The organism is Psychromonas marina (assembly GCF_030161115.1).
Taxonomy (GTDB): Bacteria; Pseudomonadota; Gammaproteobacteria; order Enterobacterales; family Psychromonadaceae; genus Psychromonas; species Psychromonas marina.
The window spans coordinates 1-19,610 of sequence record NZ_BSPQ01000025.1; the positions used below are offsets into that span (position 1 = coordinate 1).

The 19,610-nt window shown below is 39.2% G+C and carries 15 protein-coding genes; 9 read left to right on the plus strand and 6 right to left on the minus strand.

Going from position 1 to position 19,610, the window contains the following annotated elements:
• Positions 1 to 1,026: 1,026 nt before the first annotated feature.
• Positions 1,027 to 3,120, minus strand: coding sequence for an elongation factor G (fusA, locus tag QQK09_RS17845; protein WP_284205538.1), 2,094 nt, complete (start codon positions 3,118 to 3,120; stop codon positions 1,027 to 1,029).
• Positions 3,121 to 3,327: 207 nt separating this feature from the next.
• Complete coding sequence (gene menA / locus QQK09_RS17850) at positions 3,328 to 4,245, minus strand: 1,4-dihydroxy-2-naphthoate octaprenyltransferase (protein WP_284205539.1); 918 nt, start codon at positions 4,243 to 4,245, stop codon at positions 3,328 to 3,330.
• A gap of 94 nt (positions 4,246 to 4,339) precedes the next feature.
• Here menA and QQK09_RS17855 point away from each other — a divergent pair, with 94 nt between their 5' ends.
• From QQK09_RS17855 to QQK09_RS17875, 5 genes are all read left to right on the plus strand, one after another.
• Positions 4,340 to 5,608 carry an isochorismate synthase gene (locus QQK09_RS17855; protein WP_284205540.1) on the plus strand — a complete coding sequence of 423 codons (1,269 nt, stop codon included), beginning with the start codon at positions 4,340 to 4,342 and terminating at the stop codon, positions 5,606 to 5,608.
• Entirely contained in the window at positions 5,608 to 7,335 is a 1,728-nt protein-coding gene (gene menD, locus QQK09_RS17860) for a 2-succinyl-5-enolpyruvyl-6-hydroxy-3-cyclohexene-1-carboxylic-acid synthase (RefSeq protein ID WP_284205541.1), read from the plus strand. The genes QQK09_RS17855 and menD overlap by 1 nt, the downstream gene beginning before the upstream one ends.
• Complete coding sequence (gene menH / locus QQK09_RS17865) at positions 7,322 to 8,101, plus strand: 2-succinyl-6-hydroxy-2,4-cyclohexadiene-1-carboxylate synthase (RefSeq protein WP_284205542.1); 780 nt, start codon at positions 7,322 to 7,324, stop codon at positions 8,099 to 8,101. The genes menD and menH overlap by 14 nt, the downstream gene beginning before the upstream one ends.
• 66 nt (positions 8,102 to 8,167) lie before the next feature.
• Complete coding sequence (gene menB / locus QQK09_RS17870; RefSeq protein WP_284205543.1) at positions 8,168 to 9,007, plus strand: 1,4-dihydroxy-2-naphthoyl-CoA synthase; 840 nt, start codon at positions 8,168 to 8,170, stop codon at positions 9,005 to 9,007.
• 211 nt (positions 9,008 to 9,218) lie between these two features.
• Positions 9,219 to 9,821 carry a peroxiredoxin C gene (locus QQK09_RS17875; protein WP_284205544.1) on the plus strand — a complete coding sequence of 201 codons (603 nt, stop codon included), beginning with the start codon at positions 9,219 to 9,221 and terminating at the stop codon, positions 9,819 to 9,821.
• A 135-nt stretch (positions 9,822 to 9,956) separates the two neighbouring features.
• Here QQK09_RS17875 and QQK09_RS17880 read toward each other — a convergent pair whose 3' ends face one another.
• Both QQK09_RS17880 and can read right to left on the minus strand, forming a co-directional pair.
• Positions 9,957 to 10,265 (minus strand): c-type cytochrome, encoded by a 309-nt coding sequence (locus QQK09_RS17880; protein WP_284205545.1) that lies wholly within the window; start codon positions 10,263 to 10,265, stop codon positions 9,957 to 9,959.
• Between the two features lie 142 nt (positions 10,266 to 10,407).
• Positions 10,408 to 11,037, minus strand: coding sequence for a carbonate dehydratase (gene can, locus QQK09_RS17885; protein ID WP_284205546.1), 630 nt, complete (start codon positions 11,035 to 11,037; stop codon positions 10,408 to 10,410).
• A gap of 27 nt (positions 11,038 to 11,064) precedes the next feature.
• On the opposite strand from can, the gene QQK09_RS17890 reads away from it, so the two are divergent.
• The 3 genes from QQK09_RS17890 (at position 11,065) to QQK09_RS17900 (ending at position 15,179) form a co-directional block, all read left to right on the plus strand.
• Positions 11,065 to 11,295, plus strand: coding sequence for a YheU family protein (locus QQK09_RS17890; protein WP_284205547.1), 231 nt, complete (start codon positions 11,065 to 11,067; stop codon positions 11,293 to 11,295).
• A 268-nt stretch (positions 11,296 to 11,563) separates the two neighbouring features.
• Positions 11,564 to 12,202, plus strand: a complete 639-nt coding sequence (gene crp, locus QQK09_RS17895) for a cAMP-activated global transcriptional regulator CRP (protein WP_101108503.1) — start codon at positions 11,564 to 11,566, stop codon at positions 12,200 to 12,202.
• A gap of 121 nt (positions 12,203 to 12,323) precedes the next feature.
• Positions 12,324 to 15,179, plus strand: coding sequence for an HD domain-containing phosphohydrolase (locus QQK09_RS17900; RefSeq protein ID WP_284205548.1), 2,856 nt, complete (start codon positions 12,324 to 12,326; stop codon positions 15,177 to 15,179).
• A 98-nt stretch (positions 15,180 to 15,277) separates the two neighbouring features.
• Here the strand turns inward: QQK09_RS17900 and recA are convergent, their stop codons facing one another.
• Together recA and QQK09_RS17910 are read right to left on the minus strand one after the other, a co-directional pair.
• Positions 15,278 to 16,330, minus strand: a complete 1,053-nt coding sequence (recA, locus tag QQK09_RS17905) for a recombinase RecA (RefSeq protein ID WP_284205549.1) — start codon at positions 16,328 to 16,330, stop codon at positions 15,278 to 15,280.
• Between the two features lie 164 nt (positions 16,331 to 16,494).
• Positions 16,495 to 16,983 (minus strand): CinA family protein, encoded by a 489-nt coding sequence (locus QQK09_RS17910; RefSeq protein ID WP_284205550.1) that lies wholly within the window; start codon positions 16,981 to 16,983, stop codon positions 16,495 to 16,497.
• A gap of 55 nt (positions 16,984 to 17,038) precedes the next feature.
• On the opposite strand from QQK09_RS17910, the gene mutS reads away from it, so the two are divergent.
• Complete coding sequence (gene mutS, locus QQK09_RS17915; RefSeq protein WP_284205551.1) at positions 17,039 to 19,606, plus strand: DNA mismatch repair protein MutS; 2,568 nt, start codon at positions 17,039 to 17,041, stop codon at positions 19,604 to 19,606.
• The last annotated feature ends 4 nt before the right edge of the window (positions 19,607 to 19,610 follow it).

The following is a 19,610-nucleotide window of genomic DNA, read 5'->3' on the forward strand; positions in this document are numbered from 1 at the left end:
TGCGTATAATACGCTACCTGTGAACCTTGTCAACACCTTATTTTAACTAAGATTTTCGACTCAAACTCTAGGAGTTTGTTGGTTCCGACTAGGTTAGTGGCTTGCGCCTCAGTCCTTGTCTGTGCGGCGTATTATAGGGATTGAAACAACATTGGCAAGTCTTTATTGGTGATTATTTCAATAAAATGTTTAAGTGCTCAAATAGGCAACACAATGTATAAATTTCACTCTTTTTATAGCCTTTTCAGTTAAAAAACAGGTAAAAGTTCAAGCAATAGAAGCGCTATTCGTGAGCTGCACTTCTTTAATAACGTTATATCTATTAATAATTGTTACGCAATGGGCAATAAACTACTTAAATATACTCAATCTAACTAAGTTAATTAGTTAGATTGAGTATAAATTCTTTACATCGTAATATTTATTAAATCTCTGCCAATTTAAATAGTAATTTCTAACTATATTCACTTTATTATATGTATTTCAATTATTCCGTTCAGCCAAACGCTAGACTCCTTAACATTTTTTTAAACCGTAATGCTGAAACAAACTATTACCTTTCGCTGCCTAATATTAGAATACTGGATAAAAATCATTTAACTAAGGTAATTCATTCGCTGCTGATCTGCTCAATTGTAATTTTCTAGATCATAACTTCAGCTTCTAAAAGAGATAAGGCGTGTAGTGAACGGAGTTGTACAGCCCAGCATTTAAAAATTTGAAGCATAAAAAAAGCCCTAACAACTTTCGTTGTTAGGGCTTTAAAAGAATTAACTAGCTAATTAAGAAAAATTATTTCTTAGCAGCTGCTTTTTCTTCTTTAACTTTCTCGATCACTGCATCAGCAACTGATGAAGGACAAGGCATTTATTTTTTGAACTCCATAGAGAACTGACCACGGCCTGAAGTCATTGTACGTAGTGAACTGAATTTAATGCCCAAACATTTTTTGTTTCAGGCACAAAAAAGCCCTAACAACTTTCGTTGTTAGGGCTTTAAAAGAATTGACTAGCTAGTTAAGAAAAATTATTTCTTAGCAGCTGCTTTTTCTTCTTTAACTTTCTCGATCACTGCATCAGCAACTGATGAAGGACAAGGCATGTAGTTTTTGAACTCCATAGAGAACTGACCACGGCCTGAAGTCATTGTACGTAGTGAACCGATGTAACCAAACATTTCTGAAAGTGGAACGTCAGCTTTAATACGAACACCAGAAGCACCAGGCTCTTGACCAGCGATCATGCCACGACGACGACTAAGGTCACCGATTACATCACCAACGTGATCATCAGGCGTAAATACGTCTACAGCCATCATAGGCTCAAGAAGTTGTGCGCCTGCTTTAGGGATAGACTGACGGAATGCACCACGTGCTGCTAATTCAAATGCTACTGCAGATGAATCCACGGCGTGGAAGCCACCATCATAAAGTTCGATTTCAACGTCAAGTACAGGGAAACCAGCAAGTACACCAGTATCCATCATGCCTTTAAAGCCTTTCTCGATAGCTGGGAAGAACTCTTTTGGTACATTACCACCAACAACGATAGAGTTGAAAGTGAAGCCTGAACCAGGTTCGCCAGGCTTGATACGGTAATCGATTTTACCGAATTGACCAGAACCACCAGATTGTTTCTTATGCGTGTAAGAATCTTCAACTTCTGCCGTGATAGTTTCACGGTAAGCAACTTGAGGTTCACCAACTACTAGGTCAACGCCGTAAGTACGCTTAAGAATGTCTACTTTAATGTCTAAGTGAAGCTCACCCATACCAGACAGGATTGTTTCGCCTGAATCTTGGTCAGTTTCAACTTTAAACGTAGGATCTTCTGCAACCATTTTACCGATAGCAATACCCATTTTCTCAGTAGAACCTTTATCTTTTGGTGTAACAGAGATAGAGATTACTGGGTTAGGGAAAACCATTGCTTCTAGAATGATCGGGTCTTTTGGATCACATAGTGTGTGACCAGTTTGAACGTTAGTCTTCATACCAACGATAGCGATGATATCACCCGCTTGTGCAGATTGAAGTTCGTTACGATCATCAGCTTGCATTTCACACATACGACCAACACGCTCAGTTTTACCTGTAGCAGCGTTCATGATGGTATCGCCTTTCTTAAGCGTACCAGAGTAGATACGTACGAAAGTTAATGAACCAAAACGGTCATCTGTAATTTTAAATGCTAGTGCTTTAAATGTTTCTGAAGCGTCAACAAGTGCGAATTTACCGTTAGGCTCGCCTTCTTCATCTGTAAGAGGTTGTGGATCAACATCTGTAGGACAAGGTAGGTAATCAACAACAGCATCAAGAATGTTTTGAACACCCTTGTTTTTGAATGCAGAACCACAGTAAGTCGGGAAGAAGTCCATTGTACGAGTACCAGCACGGATACAACGCTTAATGTCAGCTAAAGATGGCTCTTCGCCTTCAAGGTAAGCTTCAAGTAGCTCATCATCTTGACCTAAAGCTTCTTCAAGTAACATTTCACGGTATTCTTCTACTTTGTCAACCATGTCCGCAGGAACATCTTCAACTGTGTAGTTTTCTGGAAGACCAGTGTCATCCCAAATAAATGCTTTACGAGTAAGTAGATCAACAACACCAACGAAATCGTCTTCGATACCGATTGGTAGAACCATTACTAGTGGGTTAGCACCTAGTACGTCTTGAGTTTGCTTAACAACGCGGTAGAAATCAGCACCCATACGGTCTAATTTGTTTACGAAGATAATACGTGCAACTTCTGAGTCATTCGCATAACGCCAGTTAGTTTCTGATTGTGGTTCAACACCACCAGAACCACAGAATACACCGATGCCGCCATCAAGTACTTTAAGAGAACGATATACTTCAACTGTGAAGTCAACGTGTCCAGGAGTATCGATAACGTTAAAACGGTGATTGTCCCAGAAACAAGTTACAGCAGCAGACTGGATAGTAATACCGCGCTCAGCTTCCTGTTCCATGAAGTCAGTTGTAGATTCGCCGTCATGTACTTCACCAGTTTTGTGGATCTGGCCAGTAAGTTTTAGGATACGTTCTGTAGTCGTGGTTTTACCCGCATCAACGTGCGCGAAAATACCAATATTTCTGTATTTTGATAAATCTGTCATTTTTTATACTCTGTTTAGTAAAAAATCGTTGTCAATATTCCGCGCGCATTATACCTAAGCTTGTTGTTAAACAGAACACAGAATTTGCAAAAAACCGAAAATATGTTGTTTTTTTCACCGCTAATTTGCTTAAATTTAGCAAAAACGACAAATTTTCAGGGCGAAGCAGTAAAGATTAGTCCTGTTATGAATGAAGGACAATTTTTATTACGCAATTAAAACCAATGTAAATAACATCGCAAATACGAAGGTGCTAATCGCAGTATTTTTCAACTGCTCATTAAATACATCACCCGATTGCAGGTTTTCATCAATCGCAGCTTTGAGCGCCAAAGTACTTTTTATTAATGGGCTCATCGCTAATAAGAAAACATATTGCCATGTCTCGGAGCCTTCTAAACTAGCCAAATAAAAACTCGCAAACAAGGCTGCACAAGTAATTAGTGCGACATGATATTTAAATGCCACATCGCGACCGAAGATGACGACTAATGTCGTCTTATTATATTTAGTATCATTTTCCACATCGCGTATATTATTAATATTTAATACAGAAGCAGATAACATGCCAATACTAGAAGCAGGTAACAGCAAAGACCAGTTCGCGCTTAGCCCATATAAATAGAAACTACCGATCACCCCTAGTAAGCCAAAAAAAACAAAGACAGCAAGATCTCCCATCGCACGGTAGCCATAGGGGACTTTACCCATGGTATAAGTAATGGCAGCAATAATCGCTATTGCACCTAACCCTAAGAAAAGTATCCAGCTAAAAAGATCCCCCTCGAGTGCAACCGTTAACAACCCAATACCGCTACACAACGTCAATAGTGTGATAAATATAATGGCAAACTTCATTTCTTTTTGTGTAATCGCACCGGTTTGCATTGCACGCAAAGGTCCGATCCTATTTTCATCATCGGCACCTGTCATGGCATCGCCATAATCATTCGCCAAGTTAGAAAGAATCTGTAATAACAACGCTGTTATTAACGATAATAAAAAAATTTTGACGTTAAAAATTTGCTCATGGGTAGCGATACCTGCAGCGACAATAATCGAAGCAGTTGCAAGCGGTAACGTACGTAAACGTAAGGCAGTTAACCAAACGGAAAGGTTCTTCATCGAATTATCCAACATCTATATTGTGGCAGGGTTAATTTCAGGCTACATTAACAAAATCGAAACTATATAAATAGCCAAGAGCGATTTTAATGCAATGATTGAAAAAATCTGCAAAGAATTACAACAATTTAAAAATGTACAGGGAGAAACCCCTGACAACAATCTAACTATCTCACTTGATAAATTTCCATTACTAACCCTAGTAAAAGCACAAACAGCGATTTTTCCCGCTATCTACTGGCAAGATAAAGAGCAACAGCAAACCATTGCTTGCTTGGGGGCTATTGAAGATATTAACACTATTCCAGAAGCTGTCGGTGAAGCCCGATATTATGGTGGACTAGCTTTCCAACAACAGGGAGAGCAGTGGCCTAACTTTCCTGAAATACGTTTTATCCGACCAGCATTAGAGTTTATTGAAGAGAACAATCAACTCACATTAACCTGCCACTTTAACGGCCAATTCAGCATCGATGAAACGATTGAAATAGTCACAAAACTGCACTATCCACTCGCACTAGAAAGATTATCCGTCAATACATTAACCCGCACAGATCTACCCGATAAAAAACAATGGGCGGAATTAGTCGACTTATCAATAGAGTATAAAGCGCTCTTGCCAAAGGTAGTGCTCTCACGCCAAACGGAATTATGCTGTGAAGAAAGCGTTAATCATTGTGACCTGCTAGGGCAATGGCAACTTGCTAACCCAAGTAGTTTTCATTTTAGCTTTCAATTTTGCAAAGAGACTGCTTTTATAGGCTGCTCGCCAGAACGATTATTTAGCCGTGAAGAGAATAGGCTTCAAACGGAAGCGCTAGCTGGCACCGTCAATCGCGGCAGAAATGAGCGTGAAGATAAACTATTATTACAAAGTTTATTAACTGATAAAAAAATTGATAGAGAAAACTATTTAGTTCAAGAGTTTATTATCGCCAATTTAAAACGTTTAAAAGCGCAAGTATCCTGCTCTGAACCGCATGTAATGCAACTTCACAATGTGCAGCACTTATGCGTACCTATTCAAGCACAACTAAATGCCCAAACCAGCGATGCCGAACTACTTTATAAGTTACACCCAACCCCCGCAGTGGGTGGCAGTCCTAAATTACCCGCATTACAATTTATCAATGACAATGAGCCCTACTTGCGAGGATGGTATGCCGGTGCAGTCGGTTATATTAGTGAACAAAAGAGTGATTTCAGTGTCGCTATTCGTAGCGCTTTAATTGAGAGTAATCGAATAAAGTTATTTGCTGGTGCGGGGATTGTGACCGGCTCTATTGCTGAACAAGAATGGCAAGAATTAGACAATAAAATACACACCATTTTGAATATTATTACGCCACAGGCTGCTCTGTAATGAAAAATCAAACAATATTCCCATCCACCCATAGCAATATTAATCAGCTATGGGCTTCAATTTTCATTGAAGAGTTAATACGCCATGGAATTACAGAGTTCTGCATTGCACCCGGTTCTCGCTCAACGCCATTAACACTAGCGATAGCCAATCACGCCGAAGCAAACACTCACATACATTTTGATGAGCGCGGGTTAGGTTTTTTAGCTATAGGGTTAAGCCAAGCGAGTCAAAAACCAGTGGTCATTGTTACTACCTCGGGCACTGCGGTTGCTAACCTATATCCAGCAGTGATTGAAGCAAGGCAGAGCAGTATTCCTTTAATTATCATCTCCGCCGATAGACCCGCCGAACTACTTAACTGTGGAGCAAATCAAGCGATTGAACAACATCGTATTTTTGCTAACTACCCGGTTTTTTTCACCCAGATAGTACAACCAACGACAGAGATTAAAGCGAACTACCTGTTAACGACGATTGATCATGGTTTAAACCAACAACATAACCAACCAGGCCCTATTCATTTTAATATCGCCTTCGCTGAACCACTCTACCCTAATGGTGAGACTCTAGATTATTTTGACTATTTAAGTGGCTTGCAAAATTGGCGAGAGAATAATATTACCTTTACCCAATATATTAACAGCCAAGGTTATACAGTTCCTGAGTGTAGCAATCTAAGTGGTAAAAAGATCCTTGTTGTTATCGCTAAAATGCAGAGTATTGATCAGGCTCGAGCGATTACCCTATTTTGTAAAAACAATAACATCGCCCTACTCACGGATATCCAATCCTCCCAAAGCGGTGTGAGTAATAATCTCAGCTATTATGACCTGCTGTTGATTAATGATGATTTTAAAAAACTATTACAACAAGCTGATATCATTATTCAATTTGGTGAGCAGATAATCAGTAAGCGTTTAGCAACATTTATCGCCAACTTTGAGGGTGAATCACACTTGGTCAACCAAGGTACAACACGTATCGACCCCGACCATCAGCTTGATAAACGTTTTATCTGCACAGCAACACAGTGGATAACCGCGCAACAGGTTATGCCAACAAAAGCCAATGAAAATTGGCATAGCTCATTACAACAAGCTCATGATCATTTATCCAAACAGATAATTAAGCCGTTTATTAACAACCAACCTTATAGTGAAATGAGTGTCATTAAGCAACTTGATACACTATTAATAAAAAATGCTCCGCTGTTTATTGGTAATAGTATGCCAATTCGTTTTGCCGATATGCTAATGAGCGAATGCCAATCTCCAATCTTTACTAATCGAGGGGCAAGTGGGATAGACGGTTTGCTGGCAAGTGCTATTGGCGTTGCCAAAAAAAGCAGTAAAGTAACCACACTATTAATTGGTGACAGCTCTTTTTTATATGATTTAAATTCACTCTCTTTACTAAAACAGCTTGCAACCCCATTTATCATTGTGCTGATTAATAATGATGGTGGTGCTATTTTTAATTTGCTACCCGTGCCAGAAGAACAGAAAAAAAACTTTTATCAGTTGCCACACGGTCTAAACTTTAAAGCAAGCTGCGAGCAGTTTGGCATTGATTATTACAACCCAAATCAAGAAGTTGATTTTAAAGATATTTATACTAAATGCTTACAAGGCAAGCACTCCCTAATCGAAATAACGCTGCCCAACCAACAAAGCGCCACTCAACTTGAGCAATTAAAGGAGCAGATTCAAGATGCCACTTTATAAACAACAACAAGGCTGTGCCAAGAAACCTACCCTGGTTTTTTTACATGGTTTTTTAGGCAGCAGTAACGATTGGAATGAAACCATCGCTTTACTCAAGGAAGATTTTCATTGCATCGCAATTGACTTGCCCGGACACGGAGGCTCTGTTGCCATTGAAGGGTCGCTAACCGATGGATTTAATCACTTCCATCGATTGCTGCAAAATATGCTTAATGAGCTTAATGTAACGCAATACGTAATCGTCGGTTACTCTCTCGGAGGTCGACTTGCTCTTGATTATGCTCGTTCACAAAGCGATCCTCGCTTAACTGCCTTAATATTAGAATCAAGCCATATTGGATTAGCAGATCAATACGCTAAAGAACGTCGTTTGATGGATGACCATAGCTGGGCAAAAACTTTTGCAACAGAGGGAGTTATAGAAGCCCTATCTGAATGGTATGAACAAGAGATATTTAGCGATCTCAGCGACAGAAAGAAAGAGATGTTCATTAACAAACGCGCACATAATTATGGTGTGCCATTAGCAAACATGTTGTTATCCACAAGCTTAGGTAAGCAGATATATGCAATGCCTTATTTACAACAAACGACATTACCCATCTCTTACTGCGTTGGTGCTAAAGATAAAAAATTCAGAGGCGTTGCAGATCAGCTCTGTGGCTTAAAAAATATTAATGTTACCGAATTTGAAAAAGCAGGACATAATATTCACCAAGAAAATGTGCAACAGTTTGCACAATTTATTCGCCAACAGTTAAAATAACACCAGTAATATCTTGTATCTATACGCGGTGCAATAACTTAAACAACACAATAGAGTCCTTTATTTATGACAGATTTTTACGCTCCTATCACATGGTTAAACAGCGAGTTAACATTCAGTGACATCAACTATGTAAAAGCGGATGGTATTGCCAAAATCACCATCAATCGCCCACAAGTTCGAAATGCATTTCGTCCACAAACAGTCAATGAGATGATGCAGGCGATGAGTGACGCACGCTATGACGACTCTATTGGCGTGATTATTTTAACCGGTGAAGGCGATCTTGCCTTTTGCTCTGGTGGTGACCAAAGTATTCGTGGTGACTCAGGCTATAAGGATGAAATTGGTGGCGGGCATCATCTCAATGTATTAGATTTTCAACGTCAAATACGTACTTGCCCAAAGCCAGTGATCGCGATGGTAGCAGGTTATGCGGTTGGCGGTGGTCATGTTTTACATATGATGTGTGATTTAACTATTGCGGCCGATAATGCAAAATTTGGTCAAACAGGGCCTAAAGTGGGTTCTTTTGACGGAGGTTGGGGTGCTAGCTATATGGCGCGCATTGTTGGTCAAAAGAAAGCACGTGAAATCTGGTTCCTATGTCGCATGTATGATGCGCAAGAAGCTATTGATATGGGATTAGTTAACACCGTCGTACCTCTTGCTGATTTAGAAAAAGAGACAGTAAAATGGTGTCGTGAAATTTTACAAAATAGTCCAATGGCACTGCGCTGCTTAAAAGCGGCATTAAATGCGGATTGTGATGGACAAGCAGGCCTACAAGAATTAGCGGGTAATGCAACAATGTTATTTTACATGAGTGAAGAGGGTCAAGAAGGCCGTAACGCTTATAATGAAAAGCGCAAGCCAGACTTCTCTAAATTTGGCCGTAACCCATAACCACAATTTAAGAAGAGCTAACACATAAAGGGGCATTATTAATTACCTCTTTATGAATACCAACAAAACCCATAGGCAACGACTATCAATGCAATTGAAATAAACAATTCGATTATTGCTATCATTTCCTGCATTGTTGTTACTTAATGGGGTTGTTTACCCTGCATAATATTGATTGTTAACATTTTATCTAATAAAAAAGGAAATTCTCATGGTATTAGTAACAAAACAAGCACCTGATTTTACTTCTGCAGCAGTACTGGGCAATGGCGAAATCGTAGATAACTTTAACTTTGCTGAATTTACTAAAGGTAAAGAAGCGGTTATCTTTTTCTACCCGCTTGATTTCACCTTTGTATGCCCTTCTGAATTAATCGCATTCGACAAACGTTTTGGTGAATTCCAAGCACGTGGCGTTGAAGTAATTGGCATCTCAATTGACTCTCAATTTTCTCATAACGCATGGCGTAATACAGCAATCAACGATGGCGGCATCGGTGCAGTTCAATACCCACTAATTGCTGATGTTAAACATGAAATTTGTAAAGCATACGGCGTTGAATTTGAAGAAGCTGGCGTTGCACTACGTGGTTCTTTCTTAATTGATAAAAATGGTGTTGTACGTCATCAAGTCGTTAATGATCTTCCATTAGGTCGTAACGTTGATGAAATGTTACGTATGGTTGATGCACTACAGTTCCATGAAGAACACGGTGAAGTTTGTCCTGCACAATGGGCAAAAGATAAAGCAGGCATGGATGCGTCACCAGCGGGTGTTGCAAAATACCTTGCAGCTAATGCAGACGACCTATAATAAATAATAGTAATTAGCAGTTAGAAGCTAGTTTACTAGGCATATAAAAAGAGGTGAATATAAGAATATTCACCTCTTTTTTTGTACTCACAGAAAGCGATTGAAAACCGAAAAATTTATAGCCAGTTTTTAATATTATTTCATTTCTGAGTAGTAAGCGGCCAAATCTGCCATATCTGCATCAGAAAGGGTCATAGCCTGTGGCACCATAATTGCTGACATGCCTCCTTTGCGCTGTCCTGATTTATAAGCCTTTAAAGAACTGACTAAATAAGGGGCTTTTTGTCCTTTTAAGTTAGGATAGATAGGTGCAATAGCAATCCCCTCAGCTCCATGACAGGTTGCACAAATGGTCGATTTAGCTTTACCAGCGGCGGCATCACCGGCAGCAAATGCAAAACTTGGCAGAGCAATAATTAATGATGCGATTAATAGCTTTTTCATAGAAATTCCCTTTTAAAAATTAAATATAAGTCAGTTTTAATTGTAACCCCTTCTATATTAATAAACACCAAGCAGTTCAAAATATGAACCTTTATATAAACAAAAAAAGGTAACTTAACAAACGACAAAGATAAGAGCACGACTAACGAATATGATACACCTCGTTAATACTGTCTAAATTATCAAAACTAATTTTTAGGTCTTTTAATAAACCATCTTTCACTGAATAGATCAAACCATGCACAGTCAATGCTTGGCCTCTCGCCCACGCTTCTTGAACACTAGTGGTATGACACACATTTTTTGCCTGTTCAATTACATTTAACTCGGTCAAATAATTCAACCGCTGCTGCTCGCTCATCTGCTTAGTAAAATGAGCACTGTACTGAACATAGATATCTTTAATATTACGTAACCAACCATCAATCTGACCAAAGGACTGTTTTAGCATTGCAGCTTTGATACCACCACAATCGTAATGCCCTGTGACAATGATATGTTTCACCTTTAACACATCAACGGCATATTTTATGGCCGACATGCAGTTGAGATCAGTATGAATAACAAGGTTAGCAATATTACGATGTACAAATACATCACCGGGAAGAAGACCTAATAATTGATTAGCAGGTACGCGACTATCAGAACAACCAATCCACAAATACTCGGGAGACTGCTGATTAGCTAAGCGCGTAAAAAAACCTGGGTCTTCTTTATTAATTTGAATTGCCCATTGCACATTGTTTTTTAATAAATCATCTAATAGACTCATATTTTTTCCTACTTAAGTTGTCAATAAATGCTTATTCCATACCAGTCTCTTGATAGTGAAACGCTATACAGTTTAATAGAATCTTTTATCCTACGTGAAGGGACAGATTACGGAGAGGCAGAAATATCACTTGAGAGTAAAAGCCAAAAAGTCCTAGAACAGGTCAAGGCGGGCAATGTACTTATCCTATATTCCGAGCATACAGAAAGTGTAACACTGATCAACAAACAACAATTTGATGCACAAACACAGGGGTAATTGCTTGTAATCCAAACCAATCGGTGAAATTTAATTTATAAAATATAATATATTTAGATTAAAACAATCATTTCACCTTTTAAATTTTCTTGCTTTTTGACAAAGGTCTAATTTCTCAGTGAACATCGCCGGATAAATGTTATCGACGGCACGTAAAAAGAGATACAATCAATGTACTTATTTAATGACAGTACTGTCATTTTGCTCCTGTTGAAAGAATAACAACGAGAGATAGCCATTTAGCTATTCAATATATTAAGGAAGTAACATGATCATCACTAAGCCACAAACCGATCCGACATTAGAATGGTTTTTATCACATTGTCATACTCATAAATACCCAGCAAAAAGCATGCTAATCCATGCTGGTGAAAAAGCTGATACTTTATACTTCATTGTGAAAGGTTCTGTCGCGGTTGTTATCAAGGATGAAGAAGGCAAGGAGATGATTTTATCTTACCTAAATCAAGGTGATTTCTTAGGTGAGCTAGGTCTATTTGACAAATCAGAAGACCCGATACGTAGTGCTTCTGTTAAAGCGAAATCACCATGTGAAGTCGCTGAAATTTCATATAAAAAATTCCAACAGTTAATCACTGTAAACCCTGAAATTTTAATGCGCCTATCAAACCAGATGGCAAATCGCTTGCAAATCACAAGTCAAAAAGTGGGTAACTTAGCATTTTTAGACGTAACAGGCCGCATTGCAAACACGCTACTTGATCTTGCTAAGCAACCAGATGCGATGACGCACCCTGATGGTATGCAAATCAAAATCACACGCCAAGAGATTGGTCAAATTGTGGGCTGTTCACGCGAAACGGTTGGCCGAATCCTTAAGATGCTTGAAGAACAAGGTCTTATATCTGCACACGGTAAAACAATTGTGGTCTTTGGCACTCGCTAAATCACAATAAACAACTTAAATTTACTCATAAACCGCACTTGTGCGGTTTTTTTTCATTTATAGGACTAGAATAAAACAACACAAAACAATGTAAAATAAAAGTCACCATAAAGGAGTAGTCATGCGGTCTTCCTCCAAAAAGAAATTTAGTTTACAGCTTCATATTATCTCACTCTTCACCATCTTAATTACAATCTCAGGTATTTCACTTGGTTGGTATAGTTATTCTCAGCTCAGCAAAAACATGATAAATTCCGGAAAAGTATTACTTAGCAACTCCAGTAAGGAGGTTGTAAATAAAATTCACAAAGAAAGTGAACATATTTATACCATGCTAGAAATTGTTAACGCCTCAAATTTAACAGAACAAACGAGTAAAGAAGGGAAGATAGCGTCATTACCGGTATTATCTGAAATGCTAATCGGTACGCCAAGTTTATCAGCACTCTTTGTCGCCTATCCAAATGATGATTTTTTTCTTTACCGTAAACTTAATTCAACAGTCATTTTAAAAAAATATAATGCCCCTCTCACTAGCTACTTTATGATGACATTACGCCAGTCAGAGCAAACTACCCATCAGTTTTATAATTCCGAAGGTTATTTACTAAAGGTGGTTGAAGACCCTAAATATAACTTACAAATTAAGCAACGCCCTTGGTATAGCAATGCTAAAAACAGTAATACCTACACCATTACTGAAGCCTATCTATTCCATGCAAGTCAGGAATTTGGGGTAACATTAGCCATAGAAGATAAAAGTACCGGTGCAGTTATTGGGGCAGATTATACACTTGATACATTATCAAAATTACTTCAGGAGTTTCGTGCTTACCCGAGTAGCCAGCGTATTGTTGTTGACCAACAAGAAAAAGTGATCGCTTATCAAAATACTGATCTACTACTATCAAAGCAGGGGAAATTTGATACCTTCAAGTCTCTTTCAGATATCCACCTTCCGGAATTAAATTATGTTTTTGAGCATTACCAAGGGCAACAAGAAAGCATCCTGTTCTCTTTCAATGGCGAAGACTGGTTAGCTAAAATAGACAACATCTCCTCCTATAATAATTTAATGCTATTACAACTAGTTAAAACAAAAGAATTATTATCCGATGCTTATAGCTTACGCTTTCAAAGCGTATTGATCACACTGCTTATTATTTTAGCGACATTGCCCATCGCTTGGTATTTTGCACGATTATTAACGGCGCCAATTAGTGGCTTAACAAAAGATCTTCAAAAAATTAAAAACTTTGATTTTACTGAAAAGATAACAACAAAAACGCCGATCAAGGAGATTGCCGATCTTATCTCTGTTACCAATAGTATGAAAGATACTATATCTCACTTTCAAAATTTGTCTGCATCACTGGTGAGTAAACAAAGCACCAAACAGTTGCTTAGTAAAATTAGCAATGAGTGCAATAATATCCCTAATTGTCAGGGCACTATTATTATCCTGAACCAAAAAGAACAGTGCCAAATACAACATTGTTCTTTAAATAATCTTAATGATTCAGAAAATATGCAACTTAAAAAGCAACTTGAGACACTTTCGCTATCCTGCGAAAAATTACAAAAGGATGCGCAAACTCATATTATTCCTGATGAAATTACCCAGATACTTAATGGTTGGATAGATCAAACACTTTCACTTGGCTGGCAATTAGTCACAATGAAAAATAGATCCGGCACCAATATAGGCTTGATCGCGGTATTAGAATCACAAATAAAGCCATTGAACAAAGGAAAGTTAAAATATGCACAGGCTATTGCAAGTTTTTCAGCTTTATCCATTCAGAGTCAACAACTACTTGCAGATCAAAAACAGCTATTAGAAAGTTTTATTCTGCTTATCGCTGGTGCAATCGATAGTAAATCACCTTATACCGGTGGGCATTGTGCACGCGTCCCCGAGCTAACTAAGATGCTATCTCGCGCGGCTTGTGAAGATCAAGGTGCCTATCACTCATTTAACTTAAATGAAGAGCAATGGGAAGAGTTACATATCGCTGCTTGGTTACATGATTGTGGCAAAATCATTACACCTGAATATGTAGTGGATAAAGCGACTAAATTGGAAACAATTTATGATCGTCTCAATGAAATAAGAATGCGCTTTGAACTATTAAAGAGTGAAGCACAAAAAACCTACTGGAAAGGTTTGGCTGAAAATGGCAATAAAGAACAACTGCTAGCACAACGAGACAAACGACTTGCTCTGCTTGATGAAGAGTTTGAATTTGTTGCACAGTGTAATCTTGGCAGTGAATTTATGTCTACGGATAAAGTGGTACGATTACAAACTATCGCTAACCGCACTTGGACAAGAACACTCAACAACAAAATAGGACTAGCACCTCATCAAGTTGAAAAAATAGCGGAGAGTACACTGCCTGCTCAAGAATACCTATTATCCGATAAAAGTGAACACCTCGTTAAAAGTGATAATGCAGAGCTGACGGAACCAGGTAATAAATGGGGCTTTAGAATGGACACACCAGAATATCGCTTCAATCGTGGTGAGCTTTATAACCTATCGATAAAACGTGGCACATTAACGCCCGAGGACCGATTCATTATTAATGGTCATATGGTGCATACCATTGTTATGTTATCGCAACTTCCATTTCCAGAGCACCTGCAAGACATTCCCACTATTGCGGGCGGTCATCACGAAAAAATGGATGGTACCGGTTATCCGCGTAAAATAGTAGCTTCAGAGCTTCCTTTGACAGCAAGAATGATGGTGATAGCCGATATATTTGAGGCGCTTACTGCTTCTGATCGACCTTATAAAGAGCAAAAGACACTAAGCCAAGCAATTACCATCATGAGCTTTATGGTAAAAGAAGATCACATCGATCCTGAACTGTTTAAACTATTTTTAACCTCTGGGGTGTACTTGGATTATGCAAAACAGTATTTATCTGCGGAGCAAATAGATGAGGTTGATTTAGGTTTATATTTGTAGTGAAGTGTTTTAGGTTTATATCTATATAGGCTAATAATCAGAAACAAAAAAGGCGTGATTTAATCACGCCTTTTACTGCTCATCGCTAAAAGTGTTTCTTATAGCTCTTCAGCAACTTCATCTTCTTTAGCTAATGCTTTTTCAACATCTTCTGGCTTCGCTAGTAAGATTTCACGCAGCTTCTTATCTAATTCTGCAGCTTGTTCTGGGTGCTCAGCAAAATGCTTACATGCATTGCTCTTACCTTGGCCAATTTTAGCACCGTTGTATGAGTACCAAGAACCGGCTTTTTCAACAAGTTCATTTTTCACACCAAGGTCGATTAACTCGCCATGGTTATTGATACCTTCACCATATAAAATTTGGAATTCAGCTTGTTTGAATGGTGGTGAAACTTTGTTTTTAACCACTTTCACACGTGTTTCATTACCAACAATCTCATCACCATTTTTCACCGCGCCAATACGACGAATATCTAAACGTACTGATGCATAGAATTTAAGTGCATTACCGCCAGTCGTGGTTTCTGGATTACCAAACATCACACCAATCTTCATACGAATTTGGTTAATGAAGATACACATCGTGTTTGTTTGCTTAATGTTACCCGTTAACTTACGCAGTGCTTGCGACATTAAACGAGCTTGAAGCCCCATATGTGAGTCTCCCATGTCACCTTCAATTTCAGCTTTTGGTGTTAATGCTGCAACTGAATCGACAATCACAACACCTACCGCACCAGAGCGAACTAACATGTCACAAATCTCTAACGCTTGCTCACCGGTATCCGGCTGAGAAATAAGGAGTTCTTCAATATTAACGCCGAGCTTCTTCGCATAGATAGGATCAAGTGCATGCTCTGCATCGATGAATGCACAGGTTTTACCCTGTTTTTGTGCTTGAGCAATAACTTGTAATGTTAACGTTGTTTTACCTGAACTTTCAGGACCATAGATCTCAACAACACGACCATATGGTAAACCACCTATGCCGAGCGCCACATCTAAGCCTAATGAGCCAGTAGAAACAGCATCAATCTCAAGTGAAGCCGCACCATCACCTAAACGCATAATAGAACCTTTACCAAACTGTTTCTCAATTTGACCAAGTGCTGCTGCTAATGCTTTATCTTTGTTTTTATCCTGACTCATATTATCTCCAGATAATGTATTTTCTATTTAACTGTTTATGCAACCAGTATACTGCTGATTTATACAGTATCAAGTTATATTTAAATATTATTCAATAATTGTCACCTGAGCGACAGCGAAACATCACACCCTATAAATACCTCTCATAGGGTGGTGTATAAATACTAAATGATGTCGATTAAACCACTTAATGCTAAGCGAATTGCTTGTGTACGCACTTCACTCCGATCACCAACAAATAAGTAGGTTTCTGTTTTTTCACCACCATGTGCGTTGTACCATGAGAAGCAAACGGTACCAACAGGTTTCTCTTCGCTACCGCCACCTGGACCAGCAATGCCGCTAATCGCAACGCAAATATCTGCTTCAGAGAGTTTGACCGCATTAATTGCCATCTCTTTGACAACTTGCTCCGATACCGCACCGTGTTTATCAATGAGTACCTTATCTACCTCTAACATTTGCATTTTTGCATCATTACTATAGGTAATAAAGCTGCGGTCGAACCACAGTGAACTTCCAGAAATTTCCGTAATAGCGTATGCTACTCCTCCGCCAGTACAAGATTCTGCAGTGGCAGCGACTAAGCCGGCTTGAGTGAGTTTATCACCTAATAGTTGTGCTAATTCTTGTACGGTTTTTTCAGTAAACATAAGTTTTCTCCCATAGGTTCATCGATTAGAGCCAACAGTTATTAAGTGTATTTATATGAAACCAACTGCGCAACAACTAAAACAACATACGCCGATGATGCAACAGTACCTAACTATCAAAAGCGAGATCCCCGACACATTAATGTTTTATCGGATGGGCGATTTTTATGAGCTGTTTTTTGATGATGCACGAAAAGCATCACAACTGCTTGGTATTTCGCTCACCCAGCGAGGCAAAACGGGTGGTAATGCCATACCAATGGCGGGTGTGCCATATCATAGTGTAGAAGGGTATTTAGCAAAGCTAATCAACCTAGGTGAGTCAGTTGCAATTGTTGAACAAATTGGTGACCCAGCGACCAGTAAAGGACCAGTTGAACGTAAAATCGTACGTATTATTACACCTGGTACGATTACCGATGAGGCATTGCTTGATGATAGGCATGACAATCTATTATGCGCAGTTTATCAGGCGCAGAATAGCTTTGGCATCGCATCACTTGATATCGGTAGTGGCCGTTTTATTGTTAATCAATTTCAACATACTGAAACACTGCAAGCAGAGCTACAACGTTTAAACCCTGCTGAGTTACTTTACCCAGATAACTTCGAATATGTTGAACTGATCGAACACCTGCAAACGATTCGCCGCCGCCCTGAATGGGAGTTTGAACTAAGTACTGCACGTAAGACTCTCAACCAACAATTTGGCACTAAAGATTTAATTGGTTTTGGCGTAGAGCAAGCTGAAATTGCACTTTGTGCTGCTGGGGCACTGCTGCAATATATTAAAGATACACAGCGTACCAACCTGCCACATCTGCAATCGATTAAGTTAGAGCAGAATATCGATAGCGTTATTTTAGATGCAGCAACACGTAAAAATTTAGAGTTAACACAGAACCTAGCAGGTGGCTTCGATAATACCTTAGCAGAAGTCTTAGATCACACTGTCACCCCAATGGGTAGTCGTTTATTAAAGCGTTGGATCCACCAACCTATTCGCAATGTGAATATTCTTAATTATCGCCAAACGATGATTCAAACGTTAATAGACTTGGATCTTAATGCCCCGCTTTCTGAACCTTTGAAGCAAATTGGCGATATTGAACGTGTTATTGCACGTTTGGCACTGCGCTCAGCACGCCCACGTGATTTAACGCGACTTCGCACCGCTTTCTCATTGCTACCTGAATTACAACACCTGATTACAGAGTTACCAAAAGAACTGGTTAGCAATCTCAGTAAAGAGATGGGTAATTATCCTGAATTATTGGCACTGCTTGAAAAAGCGGTAATCGATAATCCACCGGTCATTATTCGTGATGGTGGTGTCATCAAAGAAGGTTACAACGCAGAGTTGGATCAATGGCGTAACCTTGCCAAAGGGGCAACGGATTACCTTGAAAAATTAGAGCTACGAGAACGCGAAACAACAGGCATTACAACACTGAAAGTGGGTTATAACCGTGTACATGGTTATTATATCGAAACCAGTCGTAATGTCGCCGACCAAGTTCCTGCACATTATGTACGCCGTCAAACCTTGAAGAATACTGAACGTTATATTATTGCTGAATTAAAAGAGCATGAAGATAAAGTGCTTTCAAGCCAAGGCAAAGCGCTTGCTCTTGAGAAAAAACTGTATGAGGGCTTGATTGAGCAATTAATGCCTTACCTGCAGCAGTTACAATTTACCGCACAATCATTAGCGGAACTGGATGTATTAAACACACTAGCAGAGCGTGCATTAACGCTTAATTATGTGCGTCCTGAATTACAGAGTGAGCGTGGCATCTATATTGAGGAAGGCCGTCACCCTGTCGTTGAACAAGTGAATAAAACCCCCTTTATTGCTAATCCAGTAGCGCTCAATGATCAACGCCGAATGCTGATTATTACCGGCCCTAACATGGGTGGTAAATCAACCTATATGCGTCAAGTTGCGTTGATGGTATTAATGGCACATATCGGTAGTTTTATCCCAGCACAAAGTGCCAAAATAGGTCCTGTGGATAGAATTTTCACTCGTATCGGTGCATCAGATGATCTTGCGAGTGGTCGTTCAACGTTCATGGTTGAGATGACTGAAACGGCTAATATTTTACACAACGCAACACAAAATAGCCTAGTGTTGATGGATGAGATTGGCCGTGGTACCAGTACCTTTGATGGTTTATCTCTAGCATGGGCTTGTGCAGAACAACTGGCTGAGAAAATTCAAGCTTACACCCTATTTGCGACGCACTACTTTGAGTTAACATCATTACCAGAAACTATCCCGGAGTTAGTGAATGTTCACCTTGATGCTGTTGAACATGGTGACAGTATTGCTTTTTTACATGCGGTTCAAGAAGGCGCTGCTAATAAGAGTTATGGTTTGCAGGTGGCGTCATTGGCGGGTGTGCCAAGTGAAGTGGTTAAGAATGCGAAATATAAATTGCAGCAGTTAGAGCTTGGTTCACAACAAAAGGTCACTCAGCAGGCACAACAACTCAGCTTACCGATGGTTGAGGTTGAAACAAACCCAGCCCTGACATTGCTAGCAAGCATTGATCCCGATGATTTATCACCGAAACAAGCACTGGCGTTGTTATATCAACTAAAAGAGACAAGTATTTAACGCT

Bases quoted from the DNA above. Each gene is read 5' to 3' on its own strand.
- menA (WP_284205539.1), bottom strand. From the start codon at position 4,245: ATGAAGAACCTTTCCGTTTGGTTAACTGCCTTACGTTTACGTACGTTA.
- can (WP_284205546.1), bottom strand. From the start codon at position 11,037: ATGAGTCTATTAGATGATTTATTAAAAAACAATGTGCAATGGGCAATT.
- QQK09_RS17855 (WP_284205540.1), top strand. From the start codon at position 4,340: ATGATTGAAAAAATCTGCAAAGAATTACAACAATTTAAAAATGTACAG.
- menB (WP_284205543.1), top strand. From the start codon at position 8,168: ATGACAGATTTTTACGCTCCTATCACATGGTTAAACAGCGAGTTAACA.
- recA (WP_284205549.1), bottom strand. From the start codon at position 16,330: ATGAGTCAGGATAAAAACAAAGATAAAGCATTAGCAGCAGCACTTGGT.
- QQK09_RS17875 (WP_284205544.1), top strand. From the start codon at position 9,219: ATGGTATTAGTAACAAAACAAGCACCTGATTTTACTTCTGCAGCAGTA.
- mutS (WP_284205551.1), top strand. From the start codon at position 17,039: ATGAAACCAACTGCGCAACAACTAAAACAACATACGCCGATGATGCAA.
- fusA (WP_284205538.1), bottom strand. From the start codon at position 3,120: ATGACAGATTTATCAAAATACAGAAATATTGGTATTTTCGCGCACGTT.
- QQK09_RS17900 (WP_284205548.1), top strand. From the start codon at position 12,324: ATGCGGTCTTCCTCCAAAAAGAAATTTAGTTTACAGCTTCATATTATC.
- QQK09_RS17890 (WP_284205547.1), top strand. From the start codon at position 11,065: ATGCTTATTCCATACCAGTCTCTTGATAGTGAAACGCTATACAGTTTA.
- menH (WP_284205542.1), top strand. From the start codon at position 7,322: ATGCCACTTTATAAACAACAACAAGGCTGTGCCAAGAAACCTACCCTG.
- QQK09_RS17880 (WP_284205545.1), bottom strand. From the start codon at position 10,265: ATGAAAAAGCTATTAATCGCATCATTAATTATTGCTCTGCCAAGTTTT.
- crp (WP_101108503.1), top strand. From the start codon at position 11,564: ATGATCATCACTAAGCCACAAACCGATCCGACATTAGAATGGTTTTTA.
- menD (WP_284205541.1), top strand. From the start codon at position 5,608: ATGAAAAATCAAACAATATTCCCATCCACCCATAGCAATATTAATCAG.
- QQK09_RS17910 (WP_284205550.1), bottom strand. From the start codon at position 16,983: ATGTTTACTGAAAAAACCGTACAAGAATTAGCACAACTATTAGGTGAT.